Source organism: Streptomyces sp. H51, assembly GCF_035656535.1.
GTDB lineage: Bacteria > Actinomycetota > Actinomycetes > Streptomycetales > Streptomycetaceae > Streptomyces.
Genome location: NZ_JAYMHD010000056.1, coordinates 1 through 13,856, shown reverse-complemented (window position 1 = coordinate 13,856; position 13,856 = coordinate 1). Strand labels below are relative to the sequence as shown.

At 72.0% G+C, this 13,856-nt stretch carries 23 protein-coding genes; all 23 read left to right on the top strand.

Annotated features, from left to right (window positions below):
• Positions 1–130: 130 nt before the first annotated feature.
• A complete protein-coding gene (locus VKA29_RS19570) occupies positions 131–439 on the top strand; it encodes a hypothetical protein (RefSeq protein WP_324787162.1) in 309 nt (102 codons plus the stop codon).
• A 235-nt stretch (positions 440–674) separates the two neighbouring features.
• Complete coding sequence (locus tag VKA29_RS19565; RefSeq protein WP_324787161.1) at positions 675–1,274, top strand: hypothetical protein; 600 nt, start codon at positions 675–677, stop codon at positions 1,272–1,274.
• Positions 1,275–1,364: 90 nt separating this feature from the next.
• On the top strand, positions 1,365–2,039 hold the full coding sequence (locus VKA29_RS19560; protein ID WP_324787160.1) for a hypothetical protein: 675 nt from the start codon (positions 1,365–1,367) through the stop codon (positions 2,037–2,039).
• A gap of 70 nt (positions 2,040–2,109) precedes the next feature.
• The gene (locus tag VKA29_RS19555) at positions 2,110–3,657 is read left to right on the top strand and encodes a DNA cytosine methyltransferase (protein ID WP_324787159.1); all 1,548 of its coding nucleotides are present in this window, start codon (positions 2,110–2,112) and stop codon (positions 3,655–3,657) included.
• A complete protein-coding gene (locus VKA29_RS19550; protein WP_324787158.1) occupies positions 3,654–4,091 on the top strand; it encodes a hypothetical protein in 438 nt (145 codons plus the stop codon). Before VKA29_RS19555 ends, VKA29_RS19550 begins: the two co-directional genes overlap by 4 nt.
• A gap of 55 nt (positions 4,092–4,146) precedes the next feature.
• On the top strand, positions 4,147–4,653 hold the full coding sequence (locus VKA29_RS19545; protein ID WP_324787157.1) for a hypothetical protein: 507 nt from the start codon (positions 4,147–4,149) through the stop codon (positions 4,651–4,653).
• A complete protein-coding gene (locus VKA29_RS19540) occupies positions 4,650–4,829 on the top strand; it encodes a hypothetical protein (RefSeq protein ID WP_324787156.1) in 180 nt (59 codons plus the stop codon). The genes VKA29_RS19545 and VKA29_RS19540 overlap by 4 nt, the downstream gene beginning before the upstream one ends.
• 25 nt (positions 4,830–4,854) lie before the next feature.
• Positions 4,855–5,259, top strand: coding sequence for a hypothetical protein (locus VKA29_RS19535; protein WP_324787155.1), 405 nt, complete (start codon positions 4,855–4,857; stop codon positions 5,257–5,259).
• Positions 5,260–5,351: 92 nt separating this feature from the next.
• The gene (locus VKA29_RS19530; protein ID WP_324787154.1) at positions 5,352–5,810 is read left to right on the top strand and encodes a hypothetical protein; all 459 of its coding nucleotides are present in this window, start codon (positions 5,352–5,354) and stop codon (positions 5,808–5,810) included.
• Between the two features lie 75 nt (positions 5,811–5,885).
• Entirely contained in the window at positions 5,886–6,767 is an 882-nt protein-coding gene (locus VKA29_RS19525; RefSeq protein WP_324787153.1) for a phosphoadenosine phosphosulfate reductase family protein, read from the top strand.
• Between the two features lie 37 nt (positions 6,768–6,804).
• The gene (locus VKA29_RS19520) at positions 6,805–7,434 is read left to right on the top strand and encodes a hypothetical protein (RefSeq protein ID WP_324787152.1); all 630 of its coding nucleotides are present in this window, start codon (positions 6,805–6,807) and stop codon (positions 7,432–7,434) included.
• A gap of 150 nt (positions 7,435–7,584) precedes the next feature.
• Entirely contained in the window at positions 7,585–7,710 is a 126-nt protein-coding gene (locus tag VKA29_RS19515) for a hypothetical protein (RefSeq protein ID WP_324787151.1), read from the top strand.
• A 68-nt stretch (positions 7,711–7,778) separates the two neighbouring features.
• Positions 7,779–8,072, top strand: a complete 294-nt coding sequence (locus VKA29_RS19510) for a hypothetical protein (protein ID WP_324787150.1) — start codon at positions 7,779–7,781, stop codon at positions 8,070–8,072.
• A 78-nt stretch (positions 8,073–8,150) separates the two neighbouring features.
• A complete protein-coding gene (locus VKA29_RS19505; RefSeq protein ID WP_324787149.1) occupies positions 8,151–8,525 on the top strand; it encodes a hypothetical protein in 375 nt (124 codons plus the stop codon).
• Between the two features lie 56 nt (positions 8,526–8,581).
• Positions 8,582–8,857, top strand: a complete 276-nt coding sequence (locus VKA29_RS19500; protein ID WP_324787148.1) for a hypothetical protein — start codon at positions 8,582–8,584, stop codon at positions 8,855–8,857.
• A 27-nt stretch (positions 8,858–8,884) separates the two neighbouring features.
• Complete coding sequence (locus tag VKA29_RS19495; protein WP_324787147.1) at positions 8,885–9,274, top strand: hypothetical protein; 390 nt, start codon at positions 8,885–8,887, stop codon at positions 9,272–9,274.
• Positions 9,275–9,351: 77 nt separating this feature from the next.
• On the top strand, positions 9,352–9,918 hold the full coding sequence (locus VKA29_RS19490) for a hypothetical protein (RefSeq protein ID WP_324787146.1): 567 nt from the start codon (positions 9,352–9,354) through the stop codon (positions 9,916–9,918).
• Between the two features lie 70 nt (positions 9,919–9,988).
• Entirely contained in the window at positions 9,989–10,978 is a 990-nt protein-coding gene (locus VKA29_RS19485) for a hypothetical protein (RefSeq protein WP_324787145.1), read from the top strand.
• An 80-nt stretch (positions 10,979–11,058) separates the two neighbouring features.
• On the top strand, positions 11,059–11,337 hold the full coding sequence (locus VKA29_RS19480; RefSeq protein WP_324787144.1) for a hypothetical protein: 279 nt from the start codon (positions 11,059–11,061) through the stop codon (positions 11,335–11,337).
• Positions 11,338–11,535: 198 nt separating this feature from the next.
• Positions 11,536–12,720: an N-6 DNA methylase gene (locus VKA29_RS19475; RefSeq protein WP_324787143.1), complete on the top strand. Its 1,185-nt coding sequence runs from the start codon at positions 11,536–11,538 to the stop codon at positions 12,718–12,720.
• Between the two features lie 102 nt (positions 12,721–12,822).
• Positions 12,823–13,167: a hypothetical protein gene (locus VKA29_RS19470; protein WP_324787142.1), complete on the top strand. Its 345-nt coding sequence runs from the start codon at positions 12,823–12,825 to the stop codon at positions 13,165–13,167.
• An 86-nt stretch (positions 13,168–13,253) separates the two neighbouring features.
• Positions 13,254–13,442, top strand: a complete 189-nt coding sequence (locus VKA29_RS19465; RefSeq protein ID WP_324787141.1) for a DUF4314 domain-containing protein — start codon at positions 13,254–13,256, stop codon at positions 13,440–13,442.
• 64 nt (positions 13,443–13,506) lie between these two features.
• Positions 13,507–13,818, top strand: a complete 312-nt coding sequence (locus tag VKA29_RS19460) for a hypothetical protein (RefSeq protein ID WP_324787140.1) — start codon at positions 13,507–13,509, stop codon at positions 13,816–13,818.
• Positions 13,819–13,856 lie beyond the last annotated feature (38 nt).

Genomic DNA, 13,856 nt, shown 5'->3' with positions numbered 1-13,856 from the left:
GCCGGTGTCCGAGCCGGGGCTGTCGTAGTACACCTCGTAGATGTGGACGCTCCCGGCCGCTTCGGCCGGAGAGCTGCCCGCACCGGGATGCGACACACCGTTCCACCTAACCGACCTCTTGGAGAACCGCATGGGCAACCCGATCACCGACCCGCGCGTCCACCGCTTCGACGACACGGTGGAGGCGTACGACGCGACGCAGTGCCGCGAAGACATCCGCGACGGCGACGTCCTGGTCGTCGAGTCCGAGAAGGTCGTCGGCTTCCTCGACGCCGCCTGGCCGGTCGCCATCACCGAGGCGCACGGCGAGTTCCACGGCCTGAGGATCCCCGCCCGCGAGCACCACGGCGGCCGTTTCGCGGCCAGCGCTGACGTCGCCGAGCGGATCGCCGCCGAGCTCGACTTCCCCCTGGCGGCCAAGCACTCCCGGACGGCCTGACCCGAATGCTGCCGGCCAGCCAGCCCGAGACCGTCACCTGCAGGTGGTGCAAGCACTCCATGCCGGCCTCCAAGGTCCGGTACTGGGACGGCAGGCCGCAGTGCATCGACGAGTTCCGGTGCACCGGCCGCATCCCCCGCACCTCCTGAACACCAGGCGCGGGCGGCGGGACCACCCCGCCACCCGCGCCCGGCAGATGTACCGCACCTCACCAACCACCTCTTGGAGACACCGCATGGGCCACCTGCCCTCCCTGCGCCGCGACCATCAGGACCGACTGGTCCTGGACTCCGCCCAGCAGGTCACCCCTGTCCTGATCGCCCTCGCCCGCACCTGGCGCGATGACCCGATCGGCTTCGGCGCGCTCCTCACCGACATCGCCGACCGCGACGACGCCGCCCGCGCCGAGGCGCACCTGGACGGCCTCGGCGACGCCGAGCACGTCCGGGACCAGCTCGCCGACCGGCTCCTCGCCACGGTCGGCGGCGCCCAGTTCCGCCTCGACCGGGCGCCCAGCCGGCACGCCGCCCACCAGGCCCGCCGGATCGCCGAGGAGGCCCGCCTCCTGGCCGACCTCCTCGACCAGCACGCCAACCTGATCACGATGCAGGTAGAGGAGCTGGAGCAGGAACGCGCCGCCCGGCAGACGGCCGAGATCCGGCGCCTGCGAGCCGTGCTCGCCGCGGCCGGGCTGCCCGTCGCGAACCCGCTCCTGTGCGGGCACTGCAACTGCTGGAGGCACCACGCCAACGGGCTGCCCTGCTGCATCGGATGCGGTGCCCCCGGTCACGCCATGACCGCCCCCGAGGCCCGCCCGGCCGCTCACGCCGGCTGACCACGGCCGGAACCGGGGGGCGGCTGCGCACCCCCCGGTTCCGGAATGTGCCACAACTCTGTACCGTACGACCCACCTCTTGGAGATCGCATGAACCTCATCGCACCGCTTCCCGACCACGGGCGCGTCAACCGGCCCGAGTGGCAGGCCCTTTGGCGGCAGTACGAGCCGGTCACCACCCCGCTGCGGATGGTCGGCCTCGTCTGCGACATCGAGACCTGCGGCGGGGAAACCCTCGTCCTGGTCGACCTGCCCGACGGCACACACCTGGTCCTCGCCGACCACGACTCGCTGCCCGACCGGCTGGAGCAGGTCACCGGCTGGTGCATCGTGCGCGACCACCACGACAACCCCAACTTCCGGGCCCTGGTCTTCGACTCGACCGAGGGTGGCGAACACGCACGGCACGGCGCGGACATCGTCTCGATGCTCGCCGCCATCACCCTGTACCTGAAGTCCCTGCCCGACGCCGACACCCAGGCGGCCGGAACCCGGCTCGGCGAGTTCCTGCTGGCGGCCGCGCAGCGGTTCGCCGTCAGCTTCGTCGGCGTCGACTCCCAGCACGCCGGGCAGGCGGGGCCCCTCAACGGCCCCTTCGACAACCACGCCGAGGCGGTCAAGGAGTACGGCTGGGTGACCCACCGCCTCGAGGAGGCGGGCTGGAAGTGCGTGCACGAGCAGGGCGGAACCGACTGGCCGCTGACGCTCTGGCAGCGCCGCGACGTCGTGCAGATCGTCTTCGTCAGCCGCCTGCCCCTCCTCTGACGCCCACACCGACCCGGCCCGGCCCCGCACCGCGCGGGGCCGGGCGCTCGACCTCTTGGAGCACACCTTGTTGGCCACACTTCCCCGCAGCATCGAGCTGACGTTCAACGACCTCCTCGCAGGGGCCGGCGGATCCTCCTCCGGCCTGGTGGAGGCCGGATGGCGCGGCAAGCTCGCGATGAACCACTGGAAGACGGCGATGGACTCCCACGCCGCCAACCACCCCACCATCGAGCACCTGACCGCCGACGTCACCGGCTACCCGATGCGGTTCCTGCCGCGCGCCCTGCTGCTGTGGGCGTCGATCATCTGCACCGAGGTCAGCCCCGCCGGCGGCCGCATTCACCCCACCGATCAGCTCGACCTGTTCCAGGTCCTCGACCAGCTCGACGACGACGAGGCCGAGGAGTGGAAGGCGCTCACCCCGGAAGCGTTCGAGCGGACCCGGGCGACCGCCTGGTGCGTCGTGCGGGCCTGCGAGGCCAAGCGGTTTCCGTACGTCGTCATCGAGAACGTCGTCGAATTCGCCCTGTGCTGGGTCCTGTTCAAGACCTGGGTCAAGGCGATGACCGAACTGAACTACGAGCAGCCGCAGATCCTGTGCGCCACCTCCGCGCACGTCGGCGACGACGACAACGAGCGCGCCCCCCAGTGGCGGGACCGCATCTACCTGGTGTTCCGCCTCAAGGGCATGCCCAAGCCCGATCTGGAGCCCCGCCCGCGCGCGTTCTGCTTCGAGTGCGGCAAGGACGTCGACGCGAAGAAGGCGTGGTTCGACCCGCGGGTCCGCATCGGCAAGTACCTGCGGGACTACAACTACCGCTGCCCCAACCGGCGCTGCAGGAACGCCGTCGTCGAGCCCTACGTCCGGCCGGCCGCCTCGGTCATCAACTGGGACGACCTGGGCCAGCGCATCGGCGACCGGAAGAAGCCCCTGGTGCCCACCACCATGGACCGCATCCGCGCGGGTCTGGCGAAGTTCCCCCACACCCCGTCCTCGATCACCCTCAACCACGGCAAGGACGGTACCGACCGCGCCTACGCGGTCGCCGAGCGGCCGTTCTCCACTCGCACCATCAAGCAGGGTGACGCGCTGCTCGTGCCGACCGGCGGGAGCTGGAACACCGCCTGCAGCGACGTCGCCGAGCCGATGCGAACCCGCATGACCCGCGAGTGCGAGGCCCTGGTCACGGTCGACCCGGAACCGTTCGTGATCACCTACCGGCAGAACGCCCAGCCGACGCTCGCCACCGAGCCGGTCACCGCCGTCACCGCGCAGGGCAACCATCACGGCCTGGTCCGCCCGAACGGCGGGCCCGTCCCGCCCGAACTGCGCAACACCCTCGTCATCCCCTACCGCAAGGCCGCCGTGAAGACGGCCGCCGAACCGGTCCACACCCTCACCACCCACGACTCGGCCGGCCTGCTGCAGACCGCGCCCGCCGTGGAGGACTGCTACTTCCGGATGCTCAAACCGCGCGAGCAGTTGGAGGCGCAGCGGTTCCACCGCCAGTACGTCGTCATCGGCACCCAGGCCGAGCAGACCATGCAGGCCGGCAACGCCGTGTCGGTCAACGTCGCCCGGCACATCGGCGAGTGCATCAAGGCGGTTCTGTGAGCAGCGACTGGACCCTGTCCGTGCCCTGCCGTGGCCGGAACGGGTTCGCGCCCAGCGACGACCAGTTCAACAGCGACCGCGCCCTCAGACGCCTGTGCGGGCCCCTGCTCACGGTGTGCGGGCCGTGCCCGTTCCGCGCGGAGTGCATCGCCACGGTCATGCCCGCCCAGGCCAAGTTCGACGGCATCGCCGGCGGGCGCCTGTGGAGCAACGGCGTGGTCATCGACGCCGTGGACGACGTGTTCGACGAGGAGCTGGCCGAACCCAAGCTCCGCGCGACCTGCGGCACCGAGGCCGGGGCCAAGGACCACGCCCGCCACGGCGAAAGCGCCTGCCCCTCCTGCCGGCAGGCGGCCCGCGAGATGGACGTGCGCCGCAAGACGTCGAAGGCCAGGCAGCCCAAGCAGTTGCAGCTCGACTTCGCCATCACCTGAGCCGTTCCGCCCGCCCCCGCCCGGGGGCGGGCACCACCGTGCCCCTGGAGAGACCATGCCCCACCCCACCACCCCGCGCCCGATGCAGCAGGCCCTGCAGCCGTTGATCGCCGGCGCGGTCCTGGCCAGCATCCACCCGGCCCTGGCCGCCGACAGCATCGAGATCGACCACCTCGGCGTCGCCACCGGCGACGACCCGCTCGGCCTGCGCGTGATCCTGTACCACCCCGACGACGGTGCGTTCGCGCAGTGGGCCAACGCCATCGAGGCCACCGAGTTCGGTACTCCCCGCCCCACCAGCCGACCCGGCGAGCTGTCTTACACCGCCCTCGGCCGCGTCGGCACAACACCCTTCGAAGTCAACTGCGTCAGCCGCCGCGGCGAGTGGGTGTGGCGCACCAGCGGCGCAGGCGTCCACAAGCGGGACAGCACCAAGGACGGCGCTGTCGCCGCCTGCGGCGACCTCATCGTCGGCGTCGCCGACGTCACCGACTGGCAGGTGCCCGACCGGCGCTGCCCCGGCTGCACGACGGCCGATGCCTCCCTGGCCGACATGCGGTGATCCGCACCAAGGGCCGCGCCTGCACCGGCAAGCGCCGCCACGACACCGAGGAGCAGGCCGAGGAGCACCGCCAGCGGCTCATCGCCCGAGGCGGAGTGCGCCTGACCACCTACCGGTGCCGCAACCGCTCCTGCCGCGGCTGGCACGTCGGACACCTCCCCAAGCCCCGCACCTGACCACCCACACCTCTTGGAGAACCCCATGGACCACATCACCGCCCTCTGCGCCCGCCTGGGAGAGCGCGCCGCCGGATCGTGGCAGGAAGAGGCCGCCGTGTGGCTGCTTGCCACGCACGGGCACTGGCTGCCCGAGCTGGAGCGCGCCCGCATGGTCATCGACGACGGCGACGACCAGTTCCGCATCGCCTGGCGGCACGTCGCCGCCGCCTGCCTCAACGCCGGCGACGGTCCACTGAGCGGAACCATGGAGCAGTGGCAGATCCTGCGGCTGGCCTGCGTGCTGACCGGCCGTCACGTCCTGTCCCTGGCCAACCTCTTCACCCTGGACGAGCTCAACCGGCGCCTCGCCCTGCACGCGACGGCGTGGGCGGCCGGCGGCCACGCCTGGGCCACGAGCCTCGGCCTGATAGACGCCCCCGCCGCGTGACCGGCTGACCGCCCCCGATCCGGGCCGCGCCCGCGGTGACCATCCCCGCGGGCGCGGCCCCCACCACACCTCTCTCTTCAAGGAGCACCACTGTGGACACCCCTCGACGCGCCCACCTGGTCATGCAGGTCCTGCAGCACGCCATCGACAGCGACCACGACCGGGCCATGCGCCTGACGGGCGAGATCGCCGCAGCCAGCACCGGCAGCAAGATGTACGGCGTGTGCTGCGCCTTCGCCGAGGCCGCACGGCAGACGCTCATCAGCCTGTACGGGCACCCCAGCCCGGAGGGCCTGTGGGCGCTGACCGCACCCGACCCGGCCGATGGCCCACAGCACCCCGCGCACGCCTTCTCCGTGCGGTTCATCACCGCCTTCGCCAACGGCGACATGCCGACCTGCCAGGCCCTGTACCTGGCGATGGCCAACGCCACCGCCGAGGACTACGCGCACTCCGTGACCGCGCTGATCGGCGTCGCCGCCCACCTGGCGCGCGTCGCCCACGAGGAGCTGGCCGCCGACGCGGAGAAGCCCGCCCAGCACCCGCACTGACCCCCGATCCGGGCCGCGCCCGCGGTGACCACCCCCGCGGGCGCGGCCTTCCAATTCCCGAAGGAACCCACCCCCGTGACCCTGCAGATGGAACTGTTCACGCCCGAACCGCCGCCGCTGCCCGACCTCGCCGAGACCGATCTCCTCATCGCCAACTCCAGCGCGGGCAAGGACAGCCAGGCCATGCTTCACCACCTGGTGCAGCTCGCCGACATGGCCGGCGTCCTGGACCGCGTGCACGTCGTGCACTGCGACCTCGGCGACGTCGAATGGCCCGGCACCCGTGAGCTGGCCGAAGCCCAGGCCCGCCACTACGGCCTGCCCTTCCACGTCGTCCACCGCCCCCAGGGCGATCTGCTCACACAGATCGCCGACCGGCACCGCGACCTGCGCGCGCGAGGCGACACCACCACGCCCGCCTGGCCGTCGTCGAGCGCCCGCTACTGCACCTCCGGCCAGAAACGCGGCCCGGTCCGTGTCCTGATCACCAAGCTGGTCACCCGGCTCGACCTGGCCCGGCCGGCGCGGGTGCTGAACTGCCTGGGGCTGCGGGCCGCCGAGTCGGCGGCCCGCGCCCGCCGCCCGGACATCGCTCTCGACGAGGGTGGCTCCAGCGGGCGCCGCACCATCACCACCTGGCTGCCGATCCTGCGCTGGTCCGACCGTCAGGTCTGGCAGGCCATCGCCGACGCCGGCACCCCCTACCACCCGGCGTACGACTCCGGGATGAGACGCCTGTCCTGCACTTTCTGCGTGCTCGCCGACGAAACCAGCCTGATCACCGCCGCGCGCCTTCGCCCGCAACTCGCCGAGCGGTACCTGGCCTTGGAGGAGGAGCTGGGCCACACCTTCAAGCACGGGCTGTCCATGGCGCAGATCGTCGCCCGGGCCCGCCGACTCGGCCCGCTGCCGCTGCGCGCCGACGGCTCCGCGCTGCGCATGGCACTGGCCGCCTGACCTCCCCCTGCCGATCCGCGTACCTCGAGGAGTTCCGTTGAGCAGTCCCGTCCTGCAACTGCCCCCGCCGGCCGCCCCCGCCGCGGCGCCCCCGCTGGTGATCGGTATCGCCCCTTCGCTGACGTGCACGGGTGTCGCCGGTGACGGCTGGGCGGAGGCCCTGCGCTGCAAGGGCAAGGGCCACCACCAACTGCGGTGGCTGCGCGAGGAGATACGCGAGCGCACCCGCAAGGCCGACCTGGTGGTCATCGAGGGTGCGGCGCACGGGCAGGGCGCGCAGGCCGGGCACTGCGAGCTGGCCGGCCTGTGGTGGATCCTCACGCAGGACCTGTGGGAGCGGAAGATCCCGTACGCGGTCGTCACCCCGGACGGGCGGACCATCTACGCCACCGGCACCGCTTACCCCGCCAAGGACTACCCGAAGGAGAAGCGCGCCCGCATCGCCAAGGGCATGGTGCGCGATGCGGTCGCCGAGTGGTACGGCGTGGAGTGCGACGGTCCGGGCCGCTACGACAAGGCGGACGCGGTGATCCTCGCCGCGATGGGCCTGCACTGGGCCGGTTGGCCGCTGGCCGTGGTGCCGGACACGCACCGTCGGGCGCTGGACGCAGTGCCTTGGCCCGATCGCACACCAGCTCTACAAGCGCCTGACCTGGGGATTCGCTGAAAAAAATTCTTGACCCCCTCCTGAGTGCCGCTAGAATAAGAGGGATGGGCAGGGGGGCCCGGCCCGCACTCGGTGCTGACGGCGCCCCCGCCGTCAGCACCGAGATGTGCCACACCATTCGACCCGAACGATCATCAAGGAGGAACCGCCGTGGAGAACACGCGCGACAACGAGACCCCCACGAACGAGACCGACGCCGAGTTCGCGGACTCCGCGTTCGGCACCTGGCTGGCCGCCCGCGCCGCCGAAGGCATCCGGCGCGCGGCCGGCTGCTGACCCGGGTGAGCGGCCGGCCCCCAGGCCGGACCGCTCACCCGGTCGCACCACACCACCGAATCGGCCTCTTGGAGAAGCCCGTGATCACCTACCTCGACCAGTTTGCCGCCCACCTCGGCAAAGCCGAGGACGCCCACACCAGCATCGTCGGCCCCAACCTCTATGTCCGCTACGCCAACGACCCGGCCATCTTCAAGATCACCACCCGGCCCGCCGTCGGCGAGGACGTGGAGATCACGCTGCAGCTCATCCACCCCGAGCACGGACCGATCGACTCCGCCAGCTTCACCCTGACCCGCTCCCAGGAGTTCGACGAGGCCCTGCAGCAACTGGAGGCGTACCAGGACGTCTGGATGGTCTGACCGCCCCACCCGCCAGGCCGCCCGCCCGCCACGCGGGCGGCCCGCACACCGTACGACCACGGCCTCTTGGAGGAAGCCATGAGCAGCACCACCCGCACCGACCCGCTCGCCGCCCCGTACGCGCTCGCCACCGGCCACACGGCCGACCGTCTCGCCGACATCGTCGCCGCCGGCCCGCACCTGCAGCACCTGCTCGCCGAACGGTTCGGCCTGAGCGCCGACGCCGCCGGTCAGGCCGCCATCACCATCGACCAGGTGCTCACCGCCACCCACTGCACGGCCTCCTACGGCCAGGACTACCTCACCTGGCTCGGTTGCACGCCCGAGGCGCTCCTGAAGTGCGTGGTGGAGATGGCCGCCTGCGCCGAGGCCGACGAGTTCACCATCGGCCACGCCGCGCACGTCGGCCGCCAGATGTTCACCGAACTCTCCCTGGCCCTGCGCCCGTTCTGACCCGCGGCGGGGGCCGCCACCACGGCGGCCCCCGCCCGCCGACCGGAAGGTGCCGAATGAGCATCCTCGACCCCGCCAGATGCCGCGCCCTCAACGAGGGCGCGGGCTTCCTGCCCGCCCGCCAGGATGACCCGGACACCCTGCCCGCCCTGCGCATCGCCGGCGTCCTCGTCTTCGCCTACGTCCACCCGCAGCGCGGGCTGGTCGTCTCCGTCGACCTGGACGAGACGGACGCCGAGCTGACCCGCGACGACAGCACCGTGCCGATGAGCATCAACGTCGGCGACACCGTGGTGTTCGCCGACCCGCCGCACAACCCCGACCACTCCTGATCCGCCCTCAACCCCAGGAGAACAGCCATGAGCACCACCATTCACGCTGTCCGCCTCGACACCGACGGCACCCTCACCGACGTGCAACTGCCCGTCGGCAGCGGCCTCGTGGAGGCGCTGCGCCAGCAGGTCAACGGCTGGATCGAGATCGCCCACTACGCCCGCCCCGACGGCAAGCGCCGCCTGTCGCTGGCCCTCGACGCCGATGGCGCGCTGCTGCGGCCGCAGAACCTGTACGTCACGTCGCTGGTCAACGGCCTCTACCTCAAGCAGATGCCCTACCCGCTGTACGGGCCGGCCGTTCTGCTCGGCGCGCTGGACGACTCCCAGCACCACACCGACGTCCCCGAGAGCCTGCGCGAGGTCCTGCCGAAGATCGTGGCCGCCCTCAAGCCCCGCTACAGCCAGACCGCCTGACGCGCATCCGGCCGGGCCCACTCAAGCCCGGCCGGATGTGCCACACCAATCGACCGATCATGCCTCTTGGAGATCACATGTCCGACACCGACACCAGCAGCCGCTGGCTCGTCGTCTTCACCGAGCAGCCGTTCTCGCTGCAGATCACCGACGTGGCCCCCCTGCCCGAGAACCCCGACGCGCAGGAGGACCTGCGCACCGAACTGTGGGCGAACTGCCTGTCGTCGTACACGGTGGACGCCGCCGGCCCCGCCGAGGCCCGGCGCACCGCCCGCCAGCTCCACGACGTCGACCGCATCCGCAACGCCCGCGCGCGCCAGCACGCCTGCCGCGCCCGCCGCCGCGCCTTCCCCACCGCCGCCGCGCACGGACCCGACGCCATCGAAATGGCCGCGCAGGACGTGGACCTGACCCACCAGTGCCGCGCCTACGCCGGCCGCATGGCCGCAGCCGCGCTGCAGGCCGGATACCGGCACCGGACCTGGCCCCAGCGGGACCTGACCTTCGAGCAGTACCTGGCCCTGCTCCCGGCCGCCGTCCAGACGGTCCTGCACCGCTACGCCGTGCTGGCCGCCACCGACCGCAACGACGAGGCCGTGGCGCTGCTCGTCAACACGCTCGCCGCCTCCGTCTCCGACCTCTGACCCCCACCCCACCCACAGGGCCGGGCCCCGCGACCGCGGGCGCCCGGCCCACCCGCACCCAAGGAGAAACGTGGCCGACACAGAACAGCAGCAGCCCGCCGACGACGGCCTGATCGTCGCCCGCGTGTGCATCGACGACACCCTCGGCCCCTACGAGGCCCGCCTCGACCCCACCAACCGGTGGAACGGCTGGCTCTGCCCGCGCTTCGACCTGGACACCGTCCGCAAGATCGCCGCGCGCACGCAGGAGATGGCCGACGAGTACGGCCACGACACCTACGACACCGTCCACGTCATCGACGGCGACGCCCGCCGCAGCGAGCACCGCGCGGTCGTCCTGGTCGTGCGCTGGCAGTACCTCGGCGGCGAGCCCGGCGAAGAGGTCGAGCACGCCGTCTCCGTCATCAGCCCCGACGCCGACGGCCTGTACGGCATCGGCGGCGGCGAGTGGACCTGGCACGCGGCCGCCCCCGACCCCGACGCCCGCAAGGAGAACACGGTGTCCGAACCGAAGTGGCTCGCCGACGCCGAAGCCGAATTCGCCCGCCGCGAGGAGACCCGCGCAGCCTACGAGGCGCGCATCGCCGCCGAGACGGCCGACCGCATCAACAACAAGCTGGACGAGCTGGGCATCACCCCGATCCGCCCGGCCGCGATCCAGAACCACCGCGCGCTCATCATCCCGGCCCTCCTCGTCGAAGCGGACCCGGAAGAGGAGCTGTACTCGGTCCACGCCGACTGGGACGCCACCGCACGCAGAGTCCGCCTCGCCGCCGGCCACTTCTGGAACGACTACGCCGGCCTGCTGCCGAGCCGCCCCCTCAACAGCGTCGAGGACGTGGTGCTGGCCCGCCGGGAAGGACCGGAGCAGAAGCCGGAGCCCCAGCACAGCGGGCCGGCCTCGTGGGACCTGCGGAAGATCGCCGAGGGCGCCGCCCGGACGATCGCCAGCGATGTCACCTCGCACGACACCGGCGAGGTCGTCCAGATGCTCAGCGGTGTGGCCGCCGCCGTCCTCCACCTCTCCGACACCCTGGCCCGCACCTTCACCCGCCCCTGACCTCGCCCCTCACCCCACCCACAGGGCCGGGCCCCGCGACCGCGGGCGCCCGGCCCCTCGCACACCGCAAGGAGAACACCGTGCCCGGCACCGATGAAACAGTCAGCGTCTGCATCGACGACACCCTCGGCCCCTACGAGGCCAAGGTCGACCGCACCCAGCGGTGGAACGGCTTCCTCGTTCCCCGCTTCGACCTGGACACCGTGCGCAAGATCGCCGAGCGCACGCAGGAGGCGGCCGAGGAGTACGGCCACGACAGCATCGACACCATCCACGTCATCGACGGCGGCACCGTACGCGGGGAGCCCCGCGCGGTCGTCGTCCACGCCCAGTGGCAGTGGATGACCGAGGACCCCTAGGACGCTGCGAGCGCCACGTCGATCCTGACCCCCGACAGCGACGGCCTGTACGCCGTCGGCGGCTTCGCGTGGTGCTGGCATGAGGCCACACCCGCCGACCCCTCCTGACACCCCCCACCCCGGCGCCCCGCCGCCCTGGCCGACCACGGCCCGGACGGCGGGGCGCTGCCACGCCCGCACCGAAACGGAGAGACCCTGATGGATCAGCTCGACCTGTTCGCCGAAGCCGAAGCCGAAAAGACCCCGGTCCCGGCGACGTTCACTGCCCGCCCCAAGCCGGCCCGCACCACCGCCACGCCGGCGCCCCGCCCGGCGCCCGCGCCCCGCCCGGCCGCCCAGCTCCCGCTTCAGACCGCCGCGCCCGCGCCCGCACCCCGCCCCGCGCCCGCGCCCCGCCCGGTCGTCATCGCCGACACCGAGCCCGTCAGCCTCTTCGCCGACCCCCACCCCGAGCTGCCGTCCGTGCAGACGCCGATCCCCGCGCCGCGCCGGGTCGCGCCGCTGCTGATCGGCAACCCGCGCGACGCCGGGCAGCGTCTCGGCGAGGCCGTCGCCGAGACCTGGCACGCCTCCAACTGGGGCGGCTACCGCATGGACATCCCCGTCAGCATCGTCGGCGGCCTGGCCCTGTTCCCGATCAAGGGCCACACCGAGGACGTCACCCGCATCATCAGCACCTCCAGCGACTACCAGCTCCTGCAGGGCTACCGCGAGATCTACGCCCACACCTGGTCCCGGCGCCCGGACCTCGGCGCCCGGATGGCGCCGCTGATGGGCTGGCTCACCGAGGACGGCGTGGAGGAGAAGGCGTACGCGGTGCGCCGGGTGACCGAGACGGCACTGCGCCACGGCATCCTGCAACTGACCGGCAGCCCCGACCCCTACTGCCGCGCCGACACCGACGTGATGTCGTGGACGATCACCTCGCTGCGCTCGCTCGGCGCGAAGCAGGGCCTGGGCGAGTACCACACGCCCCCGGAGCTGTGCGACCTGATGGCCCGCATGCTCTGTCCCGAGCGGCCCGAGAAGGGGCAGAGGTTCCACGAACCGGCCGGCGGGACGGGCGGCATGTTCCGCTCCCTCGCCCAGCACCTGCGGGAGATGGATCTGGACCCGGCCGACTACGTGTGGGTGCTGAACGAGCTGGAGCCGCTCGCGGCGGCCGGCGCGGCTGTGAACGCGATCGTGTGGGGCCTGGGCCCGAACGTGGTGATCGCCTGCGGCGACACCCTTGCTCAGGTCGACCTGTACGAGCAGGCAGTGCGGGAGCGCACGGCGCTGTTCGAGGAGCGCGACGAGATCCTGGGCCGTCTCGCGGTGGCCGAGGCGGCAGCGCAGGCGATCCGGCTCGCCGACCGGCTGATCGGCGCGAAGGCCGTCTGAGCTGGGGTTTCACCGAAAAAAATCTTGACCCCCTCCTGAATGCCGCTAGAATAAGAGGGATGGGCGGGGGAGGTTCCGGCCTGCATCGCGAGGAGGACGAGCATGAGCGAGACGCACTCGATTCACCACGACGGCTGGGAGCTGAGGGTGCGAGAAGAGGGCGACAGGGCGATCGCCGAGCTCTGGACCTTCGGCGTCAACATCAGCGAGACGACGCTGAACCTCACCGGAACCGGTGAGGTTGTCGTCACCTCCGAGTTCTCGCCGCACGCCAGGGGTGATCGGCGGACGAAGTGCTCCGCGAACTGCCGGTGCGGCTGGGAGCTGAAGTCGCACCACGAGGGCGACACGGCGATCGCCGAGGTCTGGGCCTTCGGTACCAAGCTCAGCAGGTCGACGCTGGACACCACCGGAACCGGTGAGATCACCGTCACCGCCGAGTTCTGATCCCGTCGCGGGCGGCGGACGACTCCGCCGCCCGCCTCCAGATGTGCCACACCACTCCACCGATCGAAACCGCAGAACGGAGCCGCATGTACGCCGCCGGCCAGCGCATCGCCCTCGTCGCCACCGCCGACCCCCACACCCACCTCCGACCCGGCGACGAAGGCACCGTCCGCCGCTACGACGCCGACCTCGACAAGCTCTACGTCCGCTGGGACAGCGGCTCCCGCCTCTCGATGCTCCTCGGCGAGGGCGACAGCGTCCGCCTCCTGCCCTGACCCACCGGCCCCGCCCGCCCGGGCGGGGCCTTCGCACAGCCCGACCCAGCCTCCTGGAGAGAACATGAAGCCCCGCCGCACCTACCTGACCTGGCTGCCGCTGCCCCCTCACCAGGGCGAGGTGACCGGTGAGATCGCTGAACGCTTCAACGCCAACCACGAGCAGGTCCGCGCCGCTGCCGTGTGCGTCAGCCACGCCATCGCTGGCGCCTGGGGCTGCCGACCCGAGGACCAGCGCAGCCTCACCAAGGCGCAGTACACGCAGTTGGTCCTCCACCTCTACTACCCGCAGATCCTCGACGCCGCGTTCGCCCGCCCCTTCGTCGGCGACGTCGCCGTGGTCGTCCGTCGACTCGTCGCCGAGCTCGACGCCTGACCCCTCCGGCCGGGCAGCGGCACCACCGCCGCTGCCCG

Excerpts from the sequence above, each read along its gene's own strand:
- VKA29_RS19490 (WP_324787146.1), top strand. The coding sequence starts at position 9,352 with ATGTCCGACACCGACACCAGCAGCCGCTGGCTCGTCGTCTTCACCGAG.
- VKA29_RS19500 (WP_324787148.1), top strand. The coding sequence starts at position 8,582 with ATGAGCATCCTCGACCCCGCCAGATGCCGCGCCCTCAACGAGGGCGCG.
- VKA29_RS19475 (WP_324787143.1), top strand. The coding sequence starts at position 11,536 with ATGGATCAGCTCGACCTGTTCGCCGAAGCCGAAGCCGAAAAGACCCCG.
- VKA29_RS19545 (WP_324787157.1), top strand. The coding sequence starts at position 4,147 with ATGCCCCACCCCACCACCCCGCGCCCGATGCAGCAGGCCCTGCAGCCG.
- VKA29_RS19470 (WP_324787142.1), top strand. The coding sequence starts at position 12,823 with ATGAGCGAGACGCACTCGATTCACCACGACGGCTGGGAGCTGAGGGTG.
- VKA29_RS19560 (WP_324787160.1), top strand. The coding sequence starts at position 1,365 with ATGAACCTCATCGCACCGCTTCCCGACCACGGGCGCGTCAACCGGCCC.
- VKA29_RS19570 (WP_324787162.1), top strand. The coding sequence starts at position 131 with ATGGGCAACCCGATCACCGACCCGCGCGTCCACCGCTTCGACGACACG.
- VKA29_RS19565 (WP_324787161.1), top strand. The coding sequence starts at position 675 with ATGGGCCACCTGCCCTCCCTGCGCCGCGACCATCAGGACCGACTGGTC.
- VKA29_RS19505 (WP_324787149.1), top strand. The coding sequence starts at position 8,151 with ATGAGCAGCACCACCCGCACCGACCCGCTCGCCGCCCCGTACGCGCTC.
- VKA29_RS19495 (WP_324787147.1), top strand. The coding sequence starts at position 8,885 with ATGAGCACCACCATTCACGCTGTCCGCCTCGACACCGACGGCACCCTC.
- VKA29_RS19465 (WP_324787141.1), top strand. The coding sequence starts at position 13,254 with ATGTACGCCGCCGGCCAGCGCATCGCCCTCGTCGCCACCGCCGACCCC.
- VKA29_RS19535 (WP_324787155.1), top strand. The coding sequence starts at position 4,855 with ATGGACCACATCACCGCCCTCTGCGCCCGCCTGGGAGAGCGCGCCGCC.
- VKA29_RS19460 (WP_324787140.1), top strand. The coding sequence starts at position 13,507 with ATGAAGCCCCGCCGCACCTACCTGACCTGGCTGCCGCTGCCCCCTCAC.